Below are 21425 nucleotides of genomic sequence, written 5' to 3'. Positions count from 1 at the left end.
GTCCGGTTTTAATGCGGTTGGGTTTTAAATGGTGATGGCGAAGCCGCTTTTCCCAAGGGATCACATCTAATGAAGAACATCCATGTCTTGCTGCTGTGTGGCGGCGGTGGCTCCGAACACGAAGTCTCGCTGCGCAGTGCCAATTTCCTCGAAAAACAGCTCTCTCTCCTGCCCGGCGTGGAAGTGACCCGGGTCGAGATGTTTGCCGACCGCTGGCTCAGCGCCGACGGCCGCGAGTGCAAGCTGGGGCTGGACAAGCTGCTCTCTTTCGACAGCGTGGCCCGTCCGGTGGATTACGTGGTGCCCTGCATCCACGGCTACCCGGGTGAGACCGGCGATCTGCAATCCTTCCTCGAGCTGGCCGGCCTGCCTTACCTGGGCTGCGACGCCGAGGCGAGCAAGGTGTGCTTCAACAAGATCACCACCAAGCTGTGGCTCACCGCCCTCGGCATCCCCAACACCCCTTATCTGTTCCTGACCGAGCAGAACGACGCGGCGCTGAGCGAGGCGAAAGCGGCGCTGGCCAAGTGGGGCAAGGTCTTCATCAAGGCGGCATCCCAGGGTTCTTCCGTCGGCTGCTACTCCGCCAGCAACGAAGCGGATCTGGTGAAGGGCATTGCCGATGCCTTCGGTTACTCCGAGCAGGTATTGATCGAAAAAGCGGTCAAGCCGCGCGAGCTGGAAGTGGCGGTCTACCAGTACGGCGACGAGCTGGTGGCTACCTACCCGGGCGAGATCTGCGTGCCGCAGGACAAGTTCTACACCTATGAAGAGAAGTACAGCAGCGCCAGCCACACCGAGACCGCGCTGCGTGCCGAGGGGCTGAGCCAGGCCCAGGCCGATGCCATCCACGAGTATGCTCTCAAGGCGTTCCGTCAGCTCAAACTGACTCACCTGTCGCGCATCGACTTCTTCCTGACCGAAGAGGGGGAGATCCTGCTGAACGAAATCAACACCTTCCCGGGCATGACCTCCATCTCCATGTTCCCGAAACTGCTGGAGCATCACGGCCACAGCTTCGCGCACTATCTGGAGCAGATCCTGCGCAAGGCGGTCTGACGGCTTGCCGAACGTGACAGAGGGGCCCGCGGGCCCCTCTGTCGTTGTTGCGGTTGGCGATGTCACATGGGGTCAGGGGTGAACAGCCAGATGTGCGCCCCTTGCGGATCCGCAATCAGGGCCATGCGCCCGACCCCCGGGATGTTCATGGCGGGCACCACCACGGTGCCGCCGTGCTGGTTGACCCTGAGCACCCTGGCATCTACGTCATCCACCGCGATATAGGTTGCCCAGTGGGGTGGTACGCCGGCCATCTCGGGATTGCCCCGGGTAGATTGCACGCCGGCGATCGGCCTGCCATTGGCAACCAGCATGGGGTAGTCGCCGCCTTCCATCGCCATGGTCTGGCTCTCCCAGCCGAGCACCTCGGTGTAGAAACGGATCCCGGCCTCGGCATCGGGGAGATAGAGCTCGTGCCAGGTGAAGGTAGTGCCTTCGGCCAGGGCGTGCTCGCGGGCAATGTCTTGTTCTGCCATCGTCGTCCTCCTGTGTCCCATGCGTGGGTGCATGGATTGACGACCAAGTATTAAAGAGGCGCGGCATCCCGGCTTGCCCCAGATGGGGGGCCTTGCTGCGCAGAGGGCGCACCGTTACAATCTGCCCCCTTTTTGTCCTGCCACAGGCACCGTCAGAGCCGCGTTCCATGAAGCCAATCCCCGATCACGCCGTCAATCGCCTGCGCATCTGGCGCAAGAGCGTCTCGACCCGACCCTTTCTCGCCCGTGGCGGCAGCGTGCCGCGCTGCGAAGCCTGCCAGCTGCGCCACGACTGGTGTGCCTGCGAGTGGCGCCCCGAGCTCAAGGCCGAGGCTGGCTTCTGCCTGCTGATGTACGACAGCGAACCGATGAAGCCCTCCAATACCGGGCGCCTCATCGCCGATGTGCTGCCGCAGACCACCTGGGCGTTTCTCTGGTCGCGCACCCAGCCCCATCCCGAGCTGCTGGCCCTGCTGGCGGATCCCGCCTGGCAACCCTATGTGGTGTTTCCCGCCTGCGAGAAGGAGCCGGCCCGGCTCACCTCGGTGGTGACCCCGGTTCCCGGCAAGAAGCCGCTCTTCATCCTGCTGGACGGCACCTGGCCCGAGGCGCGCAAGATGTTCAACAAGAGCCCCTATCTGGACGGTTTTCCGGTGCTCTCCATCAAGCCGGATGCGCTCTCCACCTATGGCATGCGGGTGGCCCACTGCGACGAGCACCTGTGCACCGCCGAGGTGGCGGCCTGCGTGCTGGAGGTGGCCGGCGAGCTGGCGGCGGGACAGGCGCTGCAGCTGTGGTTCAATCTCTTCAGCAGCCGCTACATGGCGGGCCGGATCAGCCGGGCTCCTGATGAGGGCGAGATGCCGCTTCTGGGCGGATTGGAAGCCATCAAGGGGCAGGCTGCCATTCTGGATTAATCCGCTTCAGCAGCCGCTACATGGCGGGCCGGGTCAGCCGGGCTCCCGGCGAGGATGAGGCCCATCTGCAGCAGGCGCTGGCCGACATCAAGGCCGATGGAGTGACCTGCTGCGCGCCCGACGCGGCCTGATCAAGACGGGCGAGGGGATCGCACGCGTGCCAGCCACGCCATGGGGCGGTTGACTGATGAAAATCAGGAATCAATTGCCTGCCACCGTTTCGTTGGCGTCATGAGCCAAGCCCCATTAGGATAGCGACCTGCGGTGTTTATCAGGCTCATGGCGAGCCTGCGCTGTGCGGGCCTTTGCGGGCCCCGGTCAATTTCGCGAGGCGATGGATGGAACTGGAACTCTTTACCCTGCTTGCCCTGTTTGGCGTGGCCCTGGTGGCCGGCTTCATCGATGCCATTGCCGGCGGCGGGGGCCTGCTGACGGTGCCCGCCCTGCTCGCCACCGGCATGCCGCCAGCCCTGGTGCTCGGCACCAACAAGCTGCAGAGCAGTTTCGGCTCCTTCTCCGCCACCTGGTTCTATGCCCGCAAGGGGCTGCTGGAGTGGGCCATCATCTGGCCGGCGGTCATCTGCACCTTCATCGGCGCGGCCATCGGCACCCTGGCGGTGCAGACCATAGATGCCGCCATCCTGGAGCGGTTGCTGCCCTTCCTGCTGATGGCGTTTGCCTGCTACTTCTACTTCTCCCCCCGGGTGAGCGATGCGGAGAGTCAGCGCCGCCTCACTCCCATGGCATTCGCCCTGCTGGTGGGCGGTGGCGTGGGTTTCTATGACGGCTTCTTCGGGCCGGGCACAGGCTCGTTCTTTGCCATCGGCTTCGTGGCTCTGGCGGGCTTTGGCATGGCGCGGGCCACTGCCCACACCAAGCTGCTCAACTTCACCTCCAACATCGCCTCCCTGCTGTTCTTCACCCTGGGGGGCAAGGTGGTGTGGAGCGTCGGCCTGTGCATGGCGCTGGGGCAGTTCATCGGGGCCCGCATGGGCTCCAAGCTGGTGCTCAAGAAGGGGGTCAAGCTCATCAAGCCGCTGCTGGTGACCGTTTCCCTCTTGATGTCCGTCAAGCTGGTGTGGAGCCAGTATCCCGAGCTCTTTGCCTGGCTGGGCTGACGCCTTGCACAAGGGATCATAGAGAGGGCCCGATCCGCTGGATCGGGCCCTCTTGTTTTTCAGCCCTGAGCCGTCAGCTGCCGGAAATGGGCCTGCAGGGCCTGTACCAGGCGGGCAATGCGCTCGCGCTTGAGGCTGTTTGGCCGGTAGACCAGGTGGAGCGGGCGTCCCAGCCCCGGCAGGGGACGGGCCTGCGCCCCTTGCTCGCCCACCAGGGCCAGCAGGCCGGCCGGCAGCAGCACGGGGCCAATCCCCGCCTTGGCCAGCTCGATCAGCGCCAGGTAGGAGTCGAGCTCCATGGCCGGGGTCAGGCCAAGGGCCGCCAGCGGTTCGCGCAGATAGCGGTTGGAGGGGTTGTCCAGATCCATGGTGAGGATGGGTTGCAGCCGCTCGGCACTCTCTTCTTGGTGCTCGGACGCTGCGTCCCCCACCAGATAGAAGGGCTCCTCCAGCAGCCGTTCGGTGCACAGGCCGTGGCCGGGGGGCAGACGCCCGGCGCAGATGCCGAGCAGGGCATCGCCGCCGCGCACCCGGGCCAGGATCACCGGCGTGTGGTGGGTGGAGAGGGCGATATGGGGATCACGCTCGAGATAGTCGTGCATGAAGCGGGCGAGGTATCCCGCCAGCAGGGTCTCCGAGCAGGCGACGGGCAGGGGGGTCTGGTCGGTGAGGATCTGGCTGTCCGTCAGCACCCCCTTCATCTCGGCCAGGCTCGGGGCCACCCGGGTGAGCAGCTCCCTGGCCTGGGGGGTGAGGCGGGTGTGGCGTCCATCCGGCTCGATGAGCTTCTTGCCAAGGCGCTGTTCCAGCTGGGCGATGCGCTTGCTGACCGCCGACTGGCTGATATAGAGGCGGCTTGCGACCTTGGCCATGGTGCCCTCGCTCGCCAGCAGGCAGAGTGTCTCCAGCCCTTCCAGTAACATGCTCTCTCCCGTCCTCGTCTGTTGAAAGCGGTTACCTTAGGGGCTGGTGGCATCAGGGGCAAGTACCGTTTGTAGCCCGTGCCAGCGGCCAGCGCCACGCCTTGACGGGCGGGGCGAAGATCACCAGGTTGCCGATGAGGCTCACCACCACGCCGACCACCGACACCGGCTGCCAGACGAACCCCTCGTAGAAGGTGGACAGGGTCAGCGCCACCAGAGGAAACAGCACGGTGGCGTAGGCCGCCTTGCTGGGGCCGATGCGCCCCACCAGGGTGAGGTAGGCGGTGAAGGCGATGACGGAGCCGAAGATGGCCAGATAGACCATGGCCGCCAGGTAGCGCGGATCGGTGGGCAGCGTCAGCGACTGACCGAGCAGGGTGACCCAGCCCAGCAGCAGCGCCACGCCGTAGACCATGCCCCAGGGCACCATCTGCAGCACGTGATAGCCCTGGCGCTGGCCGCGGGCCGAGACCAGGTTGCCGAGCGAGAAACAGAGGGTGCCACCGCAGGCAAACAGCAGCCCCTTCCAGCCGTTTGCACCCAGTTGCGCATCCGCCAGCACGGGCCAGAACAGCAGCAGGGTGCCGACGAGCCCCAGCAAGGATCCTTGCAACCAGCGCAGGCCGGGTCTTTTACCCTCGAACAGCCAGAGGTTGAGGCCGTTGAAGATACTGGCGCTGGCGAAGATCACCGCCGACATGCCGCTCGGGATATAGAGGGTGGCGTGGTAGAAGCAGAGAAAGTTGGTGGAAAAAAGCAGGGCGCCGAGCAGGGCGGCGTAACGCTGGCCCGCCCAGGGCAGGCGCGGGAACTTGCCGCTCACCGTGAGCAGGGCAAACAGTGCCAGCGCCGCCAGGGCAAAGCGATAGAGCACCGAGACCTCGATGGGAATGGGGCCGAGCTGCCAGGCGATGGCGATCCAGGTGCTGCCCCAGATAAGGACGGTGGCAAGATAGAGCATCAGGTTCATGGGGTATCCGGTGAGATGAGTACGACATGGGATCAGCATGCAGCGGGCGGTGGCGGCGGGCTTACACCATCTTGCGGTTTTTTACGGGCAGCCGCAGCCTTTGCCGCCGCGCCGCGTTAAGATGGCGCACAGGGGCCACAAGCAACAAGAGGAACAGAGCGGGTGCTGCAGACTAAGCCGGCGGGAGTATTCGATGCACTGGTCAGCACGGGCGCGCGACTGGAGAACGCCTGCTGGCTGGAACCCGGCCTTGGCGTCGCCAGCTGGCGCAACTGTTACGATCAGACCCGCTACCACAAGCCGGGCCACCATACCCTGAGCGTCTACCTGCAGGGGGGCGAGCAGACCGAGCGGCTGGACGGCCCGGGTGGCCACGGCGGCACCGGCAAGGTGTGCATCATGCCGGATCACCACAGATCCGAGTGGCTGGTGCGCGAGGAGTTTCGCTTTTTCCACCTCTACTTCACCCCGGCCCACCTGACTCGCATCGCCGAAGAGGTGTGCGACAAGGAGGGGCGCCACCTGCTGCTGGAGGACAAGACCTTCATCGACGATCCGCTGGCCGCCAGCCTGGTGCAGGGTCAGCTGATGCAGCTGGACTGGCAGCACCAGGTGGACAGGATGGCGCTCTCTCACGGCGCCTGGATGCTGATGCTGCACGCCTATCGCCACCACACCCGGGAGGCGCCGCCGCTGCCCGAGGTGCGCGGCGGGTTGGCACCGGCGGTGATCCGGCGGGTGCAGGAGTACCTGCTGGCCCATCTGGCGGAGTCTGTCACCCTGGCCGAGTTGGCGCAGGAGGCGGGCCTGAGCGAATACCACTTTGCCCGCATGTTCGGCCAGAGCCTGGGCTGTCCGCCTCACCGCTACCTGCTGGGGCTGCGGCTCAAGCGGGCCAAGCAGCTGCTGGCCGGCGCCGACTCCCTGGCCAGCATCGCCATCCAGTGCGGTTTCTCGTCCCAGGCCCACCTTGGCAACCGCTTTCGCGAGGCGTTTGGTCTCACCCCGGGTCAGTGGCGCAGCCAGCTGTCATCCTCCTGTCACAGATAAGCGGCAGATTGGTTGGCAACGAGGGGGAACCTCGTTCCTTCAACCCGCACAGGAGATGCCCTTGAATCATCGCAAACGTCAGACTCGCACCCGCCACCTCTGGTTCAGCCACTGGAACGCCCCCCAGGGCCGACTTGCCGGCGCCACCGTCCCCGAACCGCTCGTTCCTCACAGTTCCCGCTGAAAATCGCCACGACCCGATAGGATTTTCCCGACAACTTTGCCACTATTGCGCCATCAGGATGGACTGGATATGGCCGCATGTTTCTGGAACGCATTGAAGTCAAAGGTTTTCGCGGAATAAATCGCCTCTCGCTCGGGCTGGACCACACCACAGTGCTCATCGGCGAGAACGCCTGGGGCAAGTCCAGCCTGTTGCGCGCCCTCTGGTGTCTGCTGGGCCAGGATGCCGAGCCCTACCAGTTCAGCAGCGATGACTTCCATCAGCCCGAAGATCCCGAGCTCGAGCCGGCCCGCCACCTGCAACTGGTGCTCACCTTCAGCGAGCACAGGCCCCAGATGTGCCTGCATTCCCAGCGACTGGCCCGCCTCGGCGCCGCCTGGATCAAGCACAAGGACAAGTTTCACCGCATTCACTACCGCGCCAGCGCCGAGCTGCAGAGCGACGGCTCCGTCACCACCACCCACGATTTTCTCGATGGCATCGGCAAGAGCCTGGCCATCGACAATGCCCACGAGCTGGTCTGCCTGCTCATCACCATGAACCCGGTGTTCCGGTTGCGGGATGCCCGTACCGCCCGAAGCGGGGTGGAGACCCTGCAGTGGGGGGATCTCTCCGAGCTGCGGCTGAGCGAGTTGGCCGACAAGCTGATCGACGAGCCCCAGCGCATCGGCGAGCCCGAACTCAAGGAGGCGCTGCAGGCGGTACGCCAGCTGATGGATCACTACTTCAACGCGCTGGCCCCCATCAAGAACAAGCCTCGCAGCCAGCGGGAGATCGTCAATCGCCCCATGACCCTGCGCAACCCCGGCAATCTGCAGGCGCTGCTGCGCAATGCCGACAACCGGGCGTTGCAACTGGCGATGGCGGGCATGGCGGCCACCCTGCTGCAGGCGCGGGGCAACCGGGAGCTGGAGCAGGGGGCACGCCCCATCATGATCCTGGAAGACCCGGAGAGCCGCCTGCACCCCACCATGCTGGCACTGGCCTGGGGCCTGCTGGAACAACTGCCTGGGCAGAAGCTGCTCACCACCAATTCGGGGGACTTGCTCTCCTCGCTGCCCCTCAACCAGGTCCGCCGGCTGGTGCGCCGCCAGCAGGATATCCTCTGTCATCAATTGGGGGGCGAGCGCTACAGCAGCGACGATCTGCGCAAGATTGCCTTCCACGTGCGCATCAACCGTCCCATGTCGATGTTTGCCCGCTGCTGGCTGCTGGTGGAGGGGGAGACCGAGATCTGGCTGCTCTCCGAGCTCGCCCAGATCTGCGGTTACAGCCTGCGGGCGGAGGGGGTGCGGATCATCGAGTTCGCCCAGTGTGGTCAGTCACCCCTTATCAAGGTGGCGCGCGACTTTGGCATCGAGTGGCATCTGCTCACCGACGGCGACGAGGCGGGGGTCAAATACGCGACTTCGGCGCGCTCCCTGCTCAAGGGAGAGAGGGAGCGGGATCGGTTGACCCAGTTGCCGGCGGCGGACATAGAGCACTACCTCTACCACAACGGCTTCGAGGCGGTGTTCCGGCGTGAAGCTGGCGTCGGGGGGCGCTCGACCCTCAACGCCGGGCGCATCATCAACAAGGCGATTCACCATCGCAGCAAGCCGGGCATGGCGCTGGCGGTGGTGGAGGAGGCGGAGCGGCTCGGCGGCGAGCACATCCCGCCGGTGCTGCGCCAGATGTTCGCCCGGGTGGTGGCGCTGGCCCGCGGCCAGAGCTGAGCCCTTCGTCGCAGGCTGATGCGCGGCAGGGATTGGGGATGACGGCGGCTTTGGGTATACTCGGCCCCTTCATCCGGCGCCATCGGCGCGTTCTGAATTCTTGCTGCTGGAGGCGTCATGTTCGTCCAACTCCCTTTTTGGCTCTTTCCCCTGACCGGCTTGATGGCGCTGGGGGCCCTCATCGCCCTGGGCCTGGTGCTCTGGCGCGGTGATCTCTGCCCGGGCCAGCGCTCGCGGATCACCACCCAGCTCTTCTCGGTCTGGGTGATCACCGGCCTCTCCCTGATGCTGGCAGTGGAGGCCAAGGCGGCCGACTGGCTGATCTGGAGTGGCGGCGCCGCCCTGATCCTGGGAGTGGTGCTGTCGCTGGCTCAATCCCGGCTGGAGGGCAAGCGCGCCATCCCGGCCACCCTGTTCTGGCTGCCGGCGGTGCCGCTGCTGGTCTATGGCATCGGCTTGCTGCAGATCCAGGGCTGGCTTGGCGGCCTGCTGCAGATGGTGCTGCTGGGGGCGGCCTTCGCCCATCTGATGCTGCTGCGGGCCCGTCACCGTCTGCAGGCGTTCAACACCCTGTTGCCGCTGGCCGGGCTGGTGGCCGCCATCCTGAGCCTGCTCTGGCTGGCGGTGCTGGTGGGCTGGCAGGGGAACGGCGCCGGGCTTGATGCCCTGATCCCCGGCGTACTGACCCAGGCGGCCCTGCTGATCGCCGCCCTGCTGCTCTGGTTCAGCCCGCTCTATCGCCAGCAGGAGACGGCGCCGGTGGTGGTCTCCACCGCCCTGTGCGGCCTCATCATCGCCCAGATCGCGGCGACCAGCGTGCTGCACCAGCTGGCCTGACCGACCGGCATCATGAAAAAGCCCCCCCCGGGCAACCGGGGTGGGCTTTTTGCTGGCCGTTTGCGGCCCTGGTGTGCGGCCCTCTAGTAGAAGTCGTCGGCGCCGCAGATGAAGAGGCAGCTGCTGCGCGGCTGGGCCAGGTACTCCCGGGTCAACCCTTCGAGCGGCATGCCGAAGGTGCTGATGTCCTCGGGCGAGGGCAGGGCGGTATCCAGGATCCGGCGCCAGTAGCCACCGACCCCCTTGGGGGGACTCGGCAGGTTGAAGGTGAGCGGCTCCCAGTAGGCGTTGAACAGCACGTAGAGGGCCAGCCGGGTTTCGCTCGACAGGGCTGACATGGCGATGGCGTGGGAGTGGGGGCCGAAGTCCGGCTGGGCGGCGTTGACCCCGTGCCAGCAGATCTCGCTGTGGCGCAGGATCTCGGTCAGCGACAGCGGCATGCTCTCCTGTTCCGGGCGCTGGAACAGGTGCTTGCGATACTGGATCAGCTCCTTCATGAAGCGAAACATCTCCTGCCCCCTGGCATCGGGCTGCCAGTGCATCCAGCAGGTGTCGTTGTCCTGGCAGTAGCCGTTGTTGTTGCCGTGCTGGCTGCGCAGCACCTCGTCCCCCATCAGCAGCATGGGGGAGCCCACCGAGAGCAGGGTGGCCACCATCATGTTCTTGGCCTGACGAGTGCGCAGGGCGTTGATCTGGGGATCCTCGCTCGGCCCCTCCTGGCCGTGGTTCCAGCTGAAGTTGTGATCACAGCCATCCCGGTTCTGCTCGCCATTGGCCTCGTTGTGCTTGCCGTTGTAGCTGGTCCAGTCCCACAGGGTGAAGCCGTCGTGGCAGGTGACGAAGTTGATGCTCTTCTCCGGATCGGCGTGGTGATAGTGGTAGATGTCCGGGCTGCCGCACAGCCGCTCCACGAACGCCATCACCGCGTTGTCATCCCCGCGCAGGAAGCGGCGCACGTCGTCCCTGAACTGGCCGTTCCACTCGCGCCAGCGGGCGCCGGCCAGGCTGCCCACCTGATAGAGGCCCCCCGCATCCCAGGCCTCGGCGATGAGCTTGATGTCGGCGATGCGGGGATCGGTGTCGATGGTGCGCAGGGTCGGTGCATTGGCCTGGGGCTGGCCCGATTCGTCCCGCGACAGGATGGCGGCCAGGTCGAAACGAAAGCCGTCCACGTGCATCTCCTGACGCCAGAAGTGGAGGCTGTCCATGATCATGCGCAGCACCACGGGGTGGGCGCCGTTGAAGGTGTTGCCGCAGCCCGAGTAGTTGGTGTCCTTCTGATTGGCATCGAGGATGTAGTAGGCCTCGTTGTCGATGCCGCGAAAGGAGAAGGTGGGGCCATCGTCGCCCCCCTCGGCGGTGTGGTTGTAGACCACGTCCAGGATCACCTCGATGTTGGCGCGGTGCAGCGCCTTGACCATGTCGCGAAACTCGGTGAGGGGATCATCGCCGCTGGCGTACTGGGCGTGGGGGGCGAAAAACGACATGGGGCTGTAGCCCCAGTAGTTGGAGAGCCCCCTGGGGGCATCCTGAGGATCGAACTGGAACACCGGCAGCAGCTCGACTGCGGTGACGCCGAGGGATTGCAGGTAGGGGATCTTCTCGATAAGGCCGAGGTAGGTGCCACGCAGGGCGGGGTCGACCCCCGAGTCCGGCGACTTGGTAAAGCCCCCCAGGTGCAGCTCGTAGATCACCGAGCGGGAGAGGGAGTGGGCAGGCAGCTTGTCCCCCTCCCAGTCGTAGTTGCGGGTATCCACCACCCGGTTCTTGGCGCAGCAGGCCAGGTTGCTGCCGGGGCGGGCCGCCGCCCAGCGATCGTAGTCGGCGCCCAGCTCAATGCTGCGGCCATAAGGGTCCAGCAGCACCTTGTCGGCATCGAAGCGGGTGCCGTAGTAGGGGCGCCAGGGGCCCTGGATGCGATAGGCGTAGCGCTGACCCAGCCCGATCCCCTCTATATGGATGTGCCAGTAGTAGGCGGTGCGGTTGAGGCGGGGGGAGAGGGGGATCACTTCCGGCGTGGCATCGTCGGCGCCGGCAAACAGCAGCAGTTCGACTCGACTGGCAAGACGGGCCCAGATGGCGAAGTTGACGCCGTCGTGCTCGGGTGTGGCCCCCAATTGACGGCAATGACCGGCGGAGATGCGCATGATAAACCTACCCAAAACGAGGAGTTACAAACCATCTGAGTGTAGTGCGCCAGCTTGGCCCACAAGCTGCTTGCCTGAAAAAACCGCGCTCTGTTGCAAATTCCTGCGATTTATGCCGGTTTAATCTACGAATGAAGTTTTTTTAGGATATTTACTTGCAATCTGAGCGCCGGCGCCTATTATTGGCGACCTCAGACGCGGGGTGGAGCAGCCCGGTAGCTCGTCGGGCTCATAACCCGAAGGTCGTCAGTTCAAATCTGGCCCCCGCAACCATCTGAGTTCTTGCATCAGCCTTGTTTCACAATGTGTTGATAAACAAGAGAATTCGAACAGGCTACTGCTCAGCCTGAACGAAAAAATACGGACGCGGGGTGGAGCAGCTCGGTAGCTCGTCGGGCTCATAACCCGAAGGTCGTCGGTTCAAATCCGGCCCCCGCAACCAACTATTTGTATCCATGGCAAGCGCAGTGCGCAGCGGTGGAGACGAAGACAGCAAGAGGCAACTGCTCAGCCTCTTGTGGTGGCAGTACAATTCGGACGCGGGGTGGAGCAGCTCGGTAGCTCGTCGGGCTCATAACCCGAAGGTCGTCGGTTCAAATCCGGCCCCCGCAACCAACTATTTGTGTCCATGGCAGGCAATGCTCTGCGGTGGAAACGAAGACAACAAGGGGCATCTGCTCTGTCTCTTGTGGTGGCAATAGAATTCGGACGCGGGGTGGAGCAGCTCGGTAGCTCGTCGGGCTCATAACCCGAAGGTCGTCGGTTCAAATCCGGCCCCCGCAACCAACTAATTTGTGTCCATGGCAGGCAATGCCGCGCGGTGGAGACGAAGACAACAAGGGGCAACTGCTCTGCTTCTTGTGGTGGCAGTACAATTCGGACGCGGGGTGGAGCAGCTCGGTAGCTCGTCGGGCTCATAACCCGAAGGTCGTCGGTTCAAATCCGGCCCCCGCAACCAACTATTTGTGTCCATGGCAGGCAATGCCGCGCGGTGGAGACGAAGACAACAAGGGGCAACTGCTCTGCCTCTTGTGGTGGCAATACAATTCGGACGCGGGGTGGAGCAGCTCGGTAGCTCGTCGGGCTCATAACCCGAAGGTCGTCGGTTCAAATCCGGCCCCCGCAACCAACTATTTGTGTCCATGGCAGGCAATGCCGCGCGGTGGAGACGAAGACAGCAAGGGGCAACTGCTCTGTCTCTTGTGGTGGCAATACAATTCGGACGCGGGGTGGAGCAGCTCGGTAGCTCGTCGGGCTCATAACCCGAAGGTCGTCGGTTCAAATCCGGCCCCCGCAACCAACTATTTGTGTCCATGGCAGGCAATGCCCTGCGGTGGAGACGAAGACAGCAAGGGGCAACTGCTCTGTCTCTTGTGGTGGCAATACAATTCGGACGCGGGGTGGAGCAGCTCGGTAGCTCGTCGGGCTCATAACCCGAAGGTCGTCGGTTCAAATCCGGCCCCCGCAACCAACTTCCCTTCTTTATTACCTTGTTCCTCTAGCTTGTCATCCAGCCGCCTTCGCGGTCTTTCTGCTTTGTCTCCTTTTCACGCTTGATATTGATTTTCAAGTGCAATCTGGCTGTGACCCCGCTTTGTTGGGTATCATCTCTGGTATCTCTTCATGGACGAGGGCCTTGCCCGATGATGCAACCATTTACCTATCTGCCGCCGCAGATCGACATTCACGACGCCAGCCTTGCTGCCGTCCTCACCAATGGCCTGGCCGCCAACCTGCTGATCTGCGCCGAAGAGCGGCGCGAGAGCCTGCTGGCCCTGCCCGAGCTTGCCGCCGTCAGCGCCCAGATCGCACTGGGGCAGAAAGCCCCCTACAGCCTGGTGCTGCACAATACCCTGCAACTGCTGGTCTTCCTGCCGGCCCGTCCCGCGCGCGATCATGCCCTCTACAAGCAGGTGCGCAGCTGGGTTGCGCCGCTGGCCGGGCTCAAGATTGAGCGACTGGGGCTGCATCTGGAGGGGTTTGACGAGGCCGATACCACTCTCCTGGCCGAACTGGCGCTGGCCACCCTGCTGGCGGCCAACGTGCCGCTGCCAAGCCACAAGCATCGCAGCGAAGATCCCTGGCGCTACCAGCAGATCGCGGTCTCTCCCAATTGCGTGCTGGATCTGGCGCGGATCTATGCCGAGGCCGAGGGCAACGGTATCGCCCGCCATCTGGCGGTGTCGCCCGCTTCCGATCTGACCGCCCGCAGCTACCGTGAATGGGTACGCCAGCTGGCCCAGAGCGAGGGGTGGCAGTGGCATGAGTACGATCAGGCTCAGCTGGCCGAGCAGGGGGCCGGTGCCTTCATCGCGGTGGCACGCGGCTCGGAAGACAACCAGGCCGCCATGGTCAAGCTGAGCTACTGCCCACCCAATGCGGTGCGGCGAGTGGCCCTGGTGGGCAAGGGGATCTGTCACGACTCGGGCGGCTACAACCTCAAGGTCTCCGGCAGCATGTACGGCATGCATCTGGACATGGGGGGCAGTGCGGTGGCGCTGGGCACGCTTCACGCCATCAGCCGAGCCAGGCTGCCCTACGAGGTGCACTGCTGGCTCGCCATTGCCGAGAACCACATAGGCCCGCTCGCCTACCGGCCGGGGGAGGTGGTGACCGCCCTCAATGGCACCACCATCGAGGTGGTGGATACCGATGCCGAGGGGCGCATGGTGCTGGCCGACACCCTCAGCATGGCGGTGCAGGACAACCCGGATCTGCTGATCGACTACGCCACCCTGACCGGGGCCTGCAAGCGGGCGCTCGGCAGCCGCTACAGTGGCGCCTTCACCAACCGGCCCCAGTGGCTGAGCGAGCTGATCAGCCTGGGTCAGCGCAGCGGTGAGCGAGTCTGGCCCTTCCCGCTGGATGAGGATTACGACGACAACCTCGATAGCGAGTGGGCCGATCTGTTACAGTGTGCGCCCGGCGCCTCGCCGGATCACATCGATGCGGCCCGTTTCCTCAGCCGTTTCGTGCCTGCCCAGACCCCCTGGCTGCACCTCGACTTGAGTGGTTTTCGCAACAAGGGCGGCAATGGCGTAGTCAGCAGCGAGGTGACTGGTTTCGGGGTCAGATTGACGCTGGAACTGCTGGCCGGCCCGCTGGGGCGGCGCAATGAACTTGATCAACCAGAACAGTAAGGGATCCCGTGAAAGAACCAAGTTATGACTGGGTGTTGTTCGATCTGGATGAAACCCTGGTCGATTTCCCGGTCGCTCAGGCGCTGGAGCAGACACTGCACATTTACGGCGTGACGCCGACTCCGCCCAAGATGGCTGAGTACCACGCCCTCAACCACCGGCTCTGGCAGCAGTACAACTCCGGCGAGATCGATGCCGTCCACCTGCAACAGACTCGTTTCTCCCTCTTTGCCGAGCAGGTGGACGTGGCGCCGATGGCGATGAACGACACCTTCCTGCAGCAGATCATCGCCTTGAGCGTGCCGCTGGAGGGGGTGGAGGAGACTCTGCAGGCGCTGAAGAGCAAGGTGAAGATGGGGATCATCACCAACGGTTTCAGCCTGCCCCAGCGCGGGCGCCTCGACAAGCTGGGCTGGCAGGCCTGGTTCGAACCGCTGGTGATTTCGGACGAGGTGCAGGTGACCAAGCCGGCGCCGGCCATCTTCCAGCACGCGCTGGCACTGATGGGTCAGCCGAGTCCGGCGCGGGTGCTGATGGTGGGGGACAACCCCAAGACCGATATTGCCGGCGCCGCGGCCCAGGGGCTGGCGACCTGCTGGTACAACCCGGCCCGTCAGGATGGTCCGAGCGAGGCGACCCACGAGATCCACCACTTCGCCCACCTCTCGGCCATCGTGCTGGGCGAATAGGAACTTCTGCTGCGCAGGGGAAGTGAAAAAAAACAAGGCAGCCCACGGGCTGCCTTGTTTGTCTCCGGCTCTTGCTAGCGGCCGAGGCGGGCCAGCAACCAGGACTCCAGCAGGGCCACGCCGGGCGCCAGCACGGCTTCGTCGAAGTCGAACTCCGGGTGATGATGGGGCGCCGCCAGATTGGCCCCCAGGATCAGGTAGGCCGCTTGGCCACCGTTACGTTGCACCCGCTCGATAAGAAAGCCGGCATCCTCGCTGGCACCGAAGCGACGGGTGTGGATGGTCTCCAGCTTGAGCGCCTGGGCGAGCGGGATGATCTCCTCGAGCAGGGCCGGGCTGTTGTCGATGCCGATGGCCTCGCCCTGTTTGCGAATGAGGTAGGTGGCGCCCTGCATCATGGCCGCCCCTTCCACCATCTGCTGCACCTGGCTGAACATATAGTCGTTGAGGGCCGGTGTGGCGCCCCGGGTCTCTCCCTGCAGCAGGGCATGGCCCGGGATCACGTTGCGGCCACTGCCCGCATGGAGCTGGCCGACGTTGATGCGGGTCATGCCGTCGCGGTGGCGGGCGATGCCGAGCATGGCGGTAGTGGCCATGCAGGCCGCCGCCAGCGCATTGCTGCCGGCGTTGGGCTCGAGCCCCGCATGGGCGGCGCGCCCCATGAACTCCACGTCGAACTTGGTGGAGCAGAGAAATTCGGTGGGATTGACCACCAGCTCGCCGCTGTTGGCGTGAATGCCGATGTGCAGCGCCAGCAGGGCATCCACGTCGTCGAGCTGGCCACCGGCGGCCAGCGCCTTGCCGCCGCGACACCCCTCTTCGGCGGGCTGGAAGAAGAGCTTGATACGGCCGTTCAGCCGATCGGCGAGGGCGGCGATCCGCTCGGCCAGCACCAGCCCGATGGCGGTATGGCCATCATGGGCGCAGGCGTGCATCCAGCCGGGGTTGCGCGAGTGCCAACCTTCCTGGCTGGGGGGATGCAGCTCATCCTGGCTCTCCTCGACCTCCACCGCATCGATGTCGAAGCGAAAGGCCAGGGTCGGGCCCGGTCGGCCGCTGTCCCACAGTCCCATCACCCCCGTTATCTCTTCGATCCGGCCCAGCCAGTCCGGATGGGCGCCCTGGCGCAGGGCTCGCTCCTTCTGGGCCTGCACGTCTATGTTGCGTCCCATGATGAGATTGCTGGCCAGCAGCTTGTCGCCCAGCATGATGGAGAAACCGAGTTCATTGAGGTGGTGAGCGATGAGGGAGCTGGTACGAAATTCACACCAGGCCGCTTCGGGCAGACGATGAAGATCACGACGCCAATGGCTTAGCGCATCTTGTGTCATGGTAATTCCTGCATGGCGAATCCAGCGGATATTGTGACGGGCAGGGGGGCAAGAGTAAATCCCGCAGACACAAATGCAACAGGGGGAGCCACTGGCTCCCCCTGTTTACGCTGCCGTGGCACGACAGCTCTGTTTATATACACCGACTGGTGCTAACCACCTTGTCTGCACTCATTTTCGATGAAACGACCAAAAATGACTGAATGCGGTGAATTAACCAGCGCACTGGTGCCTGTCGTTGCCCATGCGGATCACGAAGTGGGCAACCAACCGGCTCAAAGCTGTGACAGCGACGGCAGAGAGACGGCAACCAGAGTGAAAAACACGGTGAAAACGGCAGTAACCACAAACTCTTTCATATTATTGTCTCCCTTGGCTGACTGATGATGGAACCAAGATACCACAATTGCGCAGTAAAACAATAGTAAAATGTATTTATATGGCCGTAGTTGTCGCGTAGCGCTCGAAAGCGTCATTTTTATAAATCTAAGGCTGTTTTATCAGCTTCAAGATGGGTGTTGGGCATTCACCAGGATTTGATGGTGTTTTTATTCAATAAAATCAATATTTTGAATGTGTTCTCGTTGTATTTCTCGAGGGGGCCTATATGAGGCTTTTTTGGTTTTTTAAAATTTTGTCGGCAAAAGCAGACAGTTTTGCTGGCGATGGGGTGAGTCTGGCATGGTTTGAACTGCTGTCAGCCCCATTTTCTCTACCCCCAGCATTTCTTGTCGTGCTCCGGGGATTTTTCCCAGTAGTGACGCCACCTTCTGGCGGCAGCACTCTCGTAAATTTGCAGAAATCCTGTGATTGATGACAGTCGTGCAACCATTGAACCGATCCTGTTCGACTCTTTTCACGGCATGTTGGCGGCTGCTGATGGCAGGTACATGACCACTTGATGACAAGGAGGGTGAGCTGACTGCACAGGTCGCGATGGCCCTGTGCAGTGTTTCGCTGCGAGCCACTGGCAGGTGGGGAGGCTTGCTGGCTGCATCGCCCTGACCGGGCTGCCTGAAGAGGCGAGGGGAAGGCAGGGAGCCATGGGTGGAGGTAACGGCAGACATGGCCAGAGGGTGGAATGGAAGCGGGCGTGCCGGCAGGTGGCCCGCGCCAATAAAAAACCCTCCAGCGGAGGGTTTTTTGTCACAACAACCTGAACAAGCGGGGCTTAGAACAGGGTGGTGGAGAGATCGTAGAGCTCCTGGTTGAAGGGACGCTTCAGGTTCTCGATGCAGTCGATGATGTCGTGGTGCACCATCTCGTTGCCCTGAATACCGACGCAGCGACCACCCTGACCGGCCAGCAGCTGTTCGACGGCAAAGGCGCCCATGCGGCTGGACATGATGCGATCGCGGGCGGTCGGGGAGCCACCGCGCTGGATGTGACCCAGGATGGTGGCACGGGTTTCGCGACCTGTCATGGCCTCGATGTCCTTGGCCAGTGCGTTCACGTCGGTGACATGCTCACAGATGGTGATGATGGCGTGGCGCTTGCCTTTGGCTTCCCCTTCCTTGATCTGTTGCAGCAGCTTCTCTTTGTCGAAGGCCACTTCTGGCACGATCACGTACTCGGCACCGCCAGCGACGGCGGCAGACATGGCCAGGTCGCCGCAGTGGCGGCCCATGATCTCGACCACGGAGATGCGGTGGTGGGAGCTGCAGGTGTCGCGCAGACGGTCGATGGCATCCACTACCACGTTGAGGGCGGTGTCAAAGCCGATGGTGAAGTCGGTACCGGCGATGTCGTTGTCGATGGTGCCCGGCAGGCCGATGCAGGGGAAACCCTCTTCGGTCAGCTTCTTGGCACCCATGTAGGAGCCGTCACCGCCGATCACCACCAGGGCGTCGATGCCGTGTTTTTTCAGGTTCTCGATCGCTTCGGCGCGCACTTTCGGATCTTTGAAGGCCGGGAAACGGGCGGAGCCGAGGAAGGTACCGCCACGGTTGACCACGTCGGAGACACTGTGGCGCTCCAGCTTGACGATACGGTCCTGGTGCAGACCGAGGTAGCCATCATAGATGCCGTAGACTTCCAGGCCATGATGCAGGCCGGCGCGCACCACGGCGCGAATGGCTGCGTTCATACCCGGTGCGTCGCCACCACTGGTCAAAACACCAATACGTTTGATTTGTTTGGTCATGAGTGCCTCTGGATCTGAGTTGTCGAATACGAAAGGGTTAAATGAGACAAGCCACTTTTACTATATCGGCTTTCATATGGGATGCGCTGGCTGCCATAGGAAAAGCGATACGCAGGAGGGGGCAAGCGCCCCCTCCATGGCAGCCGATTACTTGGCCGCGCCAGCGATGATCTGGGAGAAGTCGTCCACTTTCAGGGACGCACCGCCCACCAGGCCGCCGTCGATGTCCGGCTGACCGAACAGGTCGGCAGCGGTAGCACCGGTCACGGAGCCACCGTACAGGATCTGTACCTTGGCAGCCACGGCGGCATCAAACCCGGCCAGGTACTGGCGGATGTGAGCGTGCACGGCCTGCGCGATTTCCGGGGTAGCGGTCTTGCCGGTGCCGATGGCCCATACCGGCTCGTAAGCCACGACGGCGTTCTCGAAGGAGGCGATACCGCAACGATCGATCACGGCCTTGAGCTGGGTTTCGACCACGGAGTTGGTGGTGCCGGCTTCGAACTGGGCCAGAGTCTCACCGATGCACAGCACGGGGATCAGGCCACCTTTCTGGATGGCTTCGTACTTGGCTGCAACCACCTCGTCGGTCTCTGCGTGCAGGGTACGACGCTCGCTGTGGCCGACCAGGGAGTAGGTGCAACCGAAGGCTTTGAGCATGGACGGAGCGTTCTCGCCGGTGAAGGCGCCAGACTCGTGAACGTCGGCGTTCTGGGCACCGTAGGCAATCTTGCTGCCGGCGGTCAGCTGCTCAACCAGATCCAAAAAGATAACCGGCGGGCAGACGGCGACTTGTACAGAAGGATGAGCGGCAGCCGCCGGGGTCAGTCCTTTGATCAGTGCTTCGACGGAAGCCTTGGTGCCGTTCAGTTTCCAGTTACCCATTACCAGGTGCTGTCTCATCTTCTATATCTCCTAGGCATTTGATTGCGCGACATTATATGAATTGAACCGAGCCCAAGATAGCTGACCCGGCGGCAAATGACGTAATTTTTTTTCGCTTTCCTGATCCAAATCAGGAATGAAAGGCTCGATCGCTCAATCGGTGACCTGACCCCGCAGACGGGCCCACCATACCCCAATCCATTCGTGAATGGCAGCCTCGGAATACATCAGATAGCGCCCTTTTGGTAGGTAGCTGTAGAGGGGCTGGGCCACCTGACTCTGCTTGGCGGTGTAGTCGGTGGGAGCCGGCACGGCATTGAGTCCCTGACCCTGATAGAGCGCCATGGCCCGCGGCAGGTGGGTGGCCGAGCTCACCAGCGCCACCCGCTTGCCCTTGAGATGCTGGCTGATGCTGACCGCCTCATCGTGGGTGTCTTTGTTGTTTTCAAACAACGTCATCCGTGAGCGGGGGATGCCGAGGCTTGCCGCCATGCGGGCGTTGACCTCGGCGTTCGAGAGGGGATCCCCCGACACATAGCCCGAGAAGATGAGCTCCGCCTGCGGATAAGCCTGGGCCAGCCGTACCCCCTCCAGAGTGCGGGCCAGGGCGATGTTGTTCTGCCAGCTGCGCTCAGGGACGGTCGGGTCGCTCACATGGCCGTTGCCGAGCACGACGATGGCCTGGATGTCCGGATGCTGGCTCACCTCGAAGGGGGGGAAGGTCTGCTCCAGCGGGCGGGCCAGCTGGTAGCTCACCGGCCGCATCCCCATCAGGGCGACGATGAGCAGGGCCAGGGTCGCCAGCAGCTTGCCGGTTTTCTGAAAACGGGTGAACCAGAGCAGCAGCAGTGCCAGCAACAGCAGGGTGACGGAGAAGGGGAGCGGCATCAGCAGCTGACCTAGCCACTTTTTAAGCACAAACACGGCAGAGAGTTCCTTGAGTTTTCAGCAAATTCGGGATGTGACAGAATACCTCTCTTTTTTGGGATGGCCACAACCCTGTGGCGCAAAAGTTGAGTTTCTCCTTGAAGCACGATCAGAGTTTCGACGGGCGGGCCGACAAGTTCGCCCGCAACATTTATGACTCCACCAAGGGGCGCATCCGCACCACAGTGGTGTGGAGCGACATCGAAGCCTGCCTGGCCCGCCTTGGCAACCGGCCCCTGCGCATCCTGGATGCGGGCGGCGGCTTTGGCTACTTTGCCCAGAAGCTGGCGGCCATGGGCCATCAGGTGGAGCTGTGCGATCTCTCCGCCGAGATGCTGGCGCTGGCCCGCAGCCAGATCGCCGAGAAGGGGCTGGAAGACAGAATTCGTCTCATCCATTGTCCCATTCAGGATCTTAAAGCACACGTGACCGGCACCTTCGATCTGGTGCTCTGTCACGCGGTGCTGGAGTGGCTCGCCGAGCCGCGCCAGACCTTGCTCGGTCTGTTCCCTTTCGTCAATGCCGGGGGCATACTGTCGCTGCTTTTCTACAACCGCCACGGCCTGCTGTTCCAGAGCCTGGTGGTGGGCAATTTCGATTATGTGCGCCTGGGTCTTCGCAAGAAGCGGCAGACGGCGCTGACCCCCACCAATCCCCAGCTGCCGGAGCAGGTGTATGACTGGATTGGCCGGGGTGGGCTCAAGATAATTGGCAAGACCGGGGTGCGGGTGATCCACGATTACATGCGCCACAAGCAGGATCAGCTGGAGAAGTTTGACGATCTGCTGGCCATGGAGCAGCAATATTGCCGGCAGGAGCCGTTTATCTCTCTGGGGCGCTATATCCACGTGATGGCGCAGAAACCCGCCGGCTGAGCCCCCTTTTTCGATGCTACCGGATGTAGCCGCGCGCAA

18 protein-coding genes, 8 tRNA genes and 1 pseudogene are annotated in these 21425 nt (G+C 63.2%); 19 read left to right on the top strand and 8 right to left on the bottom strand.

What is annotated here, in order from left to right:
* The first annotated feature begins 69 nt into the window (after positions 1–69).
* Complete coding sequence (locus I6L33_RS16285; protein WP_099358271.1) at positions 70–1059, top strand: D-alanine--D-alanine ligase; 990 nt, start codon at positions 70–72, stop codon at positions 1057–1059.
* A gap of 62 nt (positions 1060–1121) precedes the next feature.
* Here I6L33_RS16285 and I6L33_RS16280 read toward each other — a convergent pair whose 3' ends face one another.
* Entirely contained in the window at positions 1122–1535 is a 414-nt protein-coding gene (locus tag I6L33_RS16280) for a VOC family protein (protein WP_124250978.1), read from the bottom strand.
* A gap of 167 nt (positions 1536–1702) precedes the next feature.
* On the opposite strand from I6L33_RS16280, the gene I6L33_RS16275 reads away from it, so the two are divergent.
* The 3 genes and pseudogenes from I6L33_RS16275 to I6L33_RS16270 all read left to right on the top strand — a co-directional run bounded on the left by I6L33_RS16275 (position 1703) and on the right by I6L33_RS16270 (position 3570).
* Positions 1703–2452, top strand: coding sequence for a tRNA-uridine aminocarboxypropyltransferase (locus I6L33_RS16275; protein ID WP_124250977.1), 750 nt, complete (start codon positions 1703–1705; stop codon positions 2450–2452).
* A 5-nt stretch (positions 2453–2457) separates the two neighbouring features.
* Positions 2458–2583, top strand: a pseudogene (locus I6L33_RS22060) (DTW domain-containing protein); the annotation flags it as partial.
* 207 nt (positions 2584–2790) lie between these two features.
* On the top strand, positions 2791–3570 hold the full coding sequence (locus I6L33_RS16270; RefSeq protein WP_010634092.1) for a TSUP family transporter: 780 nt from the start codon (positions 2791–2793) through the stop codon (positions 3568–3570).
* A gap of 59 nt (positions 3571–3629) precedes the next feature.
* Here the strand turns inward: I6L33_RS16270 and I6L33_RS16265 are convergent, their stop codons facing one another.
* Together I6L33_RS16265 and I6L33_RS16260 are read right to left on the bottom strand one after the other, a co-directional pair.
* On the bottom strand, positions 3630–4493 hold the full coding sequence (locus I6L33_RS16265) for a LysR family transcriptional regulator (RefSeq protein ID WP_216972924.1): 864 nt from the start codon (positions 4491–4493) through the stop codon (positions 3630–3632).
* Positions 4494–4545: 52 nt separating this feature from the next.
* Positions 4546–5463, bottom strand: a complete 918-nt coding sequence (locus tag I6L33_RS16260) for a DMT family transporter (protein WP_026139174.1) — start codon at positions 5461–5463, stop codon at positions 4546–4548.
* 162 nt (positions 5464–5625) lie between these two features.
* On the opposite strand from I6L33_RS16260, the gene I6L33_RS16255 reads away from it, so the two are divergent.
* The 4 genes from I6L33_RS16255 (at position 5626) to I6L33_RS16245 (ending at position 9249) form a co-directional block, all read left to right on the top strand.
* On the top strand, positions 5626–6513 hold the full coding sequence (locus I6L33_RS16255; protein WP_019838793.1) for a helix-turn-helix domain-containing protein: 888 nt from the start codon (positions 5626–5628) through the stop codon (positions 6511–6513).
* A gap of 61 nt (positions 6514–6574) precedes the next feature.
* Complete coding sequence (locus I6L33_RS22145; RefSeq protein WP_257619520.1) at positions 6575–6697, top strand: hypothetical protein; 123 nt, start codon at positions 6575–6577, stop codon at positions 6695–6697.
* 77 nt (positions 6698–6774) lie between these two features.
* Positions 6775–8412, top strand: a complete 1638-nt coding sequence (locus I6L33_RS16250) for an ATP-dependent endonuclease (protein ID WP_216972923.1) — start codon at positions 6775–6777, stop codon at positions 8410–8412.
* A gap of 117 nt (positions 8413–8529) precedes the next feature.
* Complete coding sequence (locus I6L33_RS16245; protein WP_123246078.1) at positions 8530–9249, top strand: hypothetical protein; 720 nt, start codon at positions 8530–8532, stop codon at positions 9247–9249.
* 83 nt (positions 9250–9332) lie between these two features.
* Here I6L33_RS16245 and glgX read toward each other — a convergent pair whose 3' ends face one another.
* Positions 9333–11396 carry a glycogen debranching protein GlgX gene (gene glgX / locus I6L33_RS16240; protein ID WP_216972922.1) on the bottom strand — a complete coding sequence of 688 codons (2064 nt, stop codon included), beginning with the start codon at positions 11394–11396 and terminating at the stop codon, positions 9333–9335.
* Between the two features lie 196 nt (positions 11397–11592).
* Between glgX and I6L33_RS16235 the strand changes: the two genes are divergently transcribed.
* The 10 genes from I6L33_RS16235 (at position 11593) to yjjG (ending at position 15225) form a co-directional block, all read left to right on the top strand.
* Positions 11593–11669 (top strand) — tRNA-Met (locus I6L33_RS16235).
* A 92-nt stretch (positions 11670–11761) separates the two neighbouring features.
* Positions 11762–11838, top strand: a tRNA-Met gene (locus I6L33_RS16230).
* A 96-nt stretch (positions 11839–11934) separates the two neighbouring features.
* Positions 11935–12011: transfer RNA gene (locus I6L33_RS16225), tRNA-Met, on the top strand.
* Between the two features lie 94 nt (positions 12012–12105).
* A tRNA-Met gene (locus tag I6L33_RS16220) sits at positions 12106–12182 on the top strand.
* Between the two features lie 95 nt (positions 12183–12277).
* Positions 12278–12354: transfer RNA gene (locus tag I6L33_RS16215), tRNA-Met, on the top strand.
* 94 nt (positions 12355–12448) lie between these two features.
* Positions 12449–12525, top strand: a tRNA-Met gene (locus tag I6L33_RS16210).
* Positions 12526–12619: 94 nt separating this feature from the next.
* Positions 12620–12696, top strand: a tRNA-Met gene (locus I6L33_RS16205).
* Positions 12697–12790: 94 nt separating this feature from the next.
* Positions 12791–12867: transfer RNA gene (locus I6L33_RS16200), tRNA-Met, on the top strand.
* Positions 12868–13039: 172 nt separating this feature from the next.
* Positions 13040–14536: a leucyl aminopeptidase family protein gene (locus I6L33_RS16195; RefSeq protein ID WP_095592830.1), complete on the top strand. Its 1497-nt coding sequence runs from the start codon at positions 13040–13042 to the stop codon at positions 14534–14536.
* An 8-nt stretch (positions 14537–14544) separates the two neighbouring features.
* Positions 14545–15225: a pyrimidine 5'-nucleotidase gene (gene yjjG, locus I6L33_RS16190; protein WP_017764584.1), complete on the top strand. Its 681-nt coding sequence runs from the start codon at positions 14545–14547 to the stop codon at positions 15223–15225.
* A 74-nt stretch (positions 15226–15299) separates the two neighbouring features.
* Here the strand turns inward: yjjG and I6L33_RS16185 are convergent, their stop codons facing one another.
* The 4 genes from I6L33_RS16185 to elyC form a co-directional block, all read right to left on the bottom strand.
* Positions 15300–16556, bottom strand: coding sequence for a M20 family metallo-hydrolase (locus I6L33_RS16185; protein WP_005300504.1), 1257 nt, complete (start codon positions 16554–16556; stop codon positions 15300–15302).
* 1171 nt (positions 16557–17727) lie between these two features.
* The gene (pfkA, locus tag I6L33_RS16180; RefSeq protein ID WP_005300508.1) at positions 17728–18699 is read right to left on the bottom strand and encodes a 6-phosphofructokinase; all 972 of its coding nucleotides are present in this window, start codon (positions 18697–18699) and stop codon (positions 17728–17730) included.
* Between the two features lie 147 nt (positions 18700–18846).
* The gene (gene tpiA / locus I6L33_RS16175) at positions 18847–19602 is read right to left on the bottom strand and encodes a triose-phosphate isomerase (protein ID WP_216972921.1); all 756 of its coding nucleotides are present in this window, start codon (positions 19600–19602) and stop codon (positions 18847–18849) included.
* Positions 19603–19737: 135 nt separating this feature from the next.
* Positions 19738–20508, bottom strand: a complete 771-nt coding sequence (gene elyC / locus I6L33_RS16170) for an envelope biogenesis factor ElyC (protein WP_216972920.1) — start codon at positions 20506–20508, stop codon at positions 19738–19740.
* A gap of 101 nt (positions 20509–20609) precedes the next feature.
* Here elyC and cmoM point away from each other — a divergent pair, with 101 nt between their 5' ends.
* Positions 20610–21386: a tRNA uridine 5-oxyacetic acid(34) methyltransferase CmoM gene (cmoM, locus tag I6L33_RS16165; RefSeq protein WP_010634083.1), complete on the top strand. Its 777-nt coding sequence runs from the start codon at positions 20610–20612 to the stop codon at positions 21384–21386.
* Positions 21387–21425: the final 39 nt, after the last annotated feature.

This window comes from Aeromonas sp. FDAARGOS 1403 (assembly GCF_019047325.1).
GTDB lineage: Bacteria > Pseudomonadota > Gammaproteobacteria > Enterobacterales > Aeromonadaceae > Aeromonas > Aeromonas dhakensis.
Note: the sequence above shows the minus strand (reverse complement) of the source record. Positions and strands in the feature narration are given on the sequence as shown.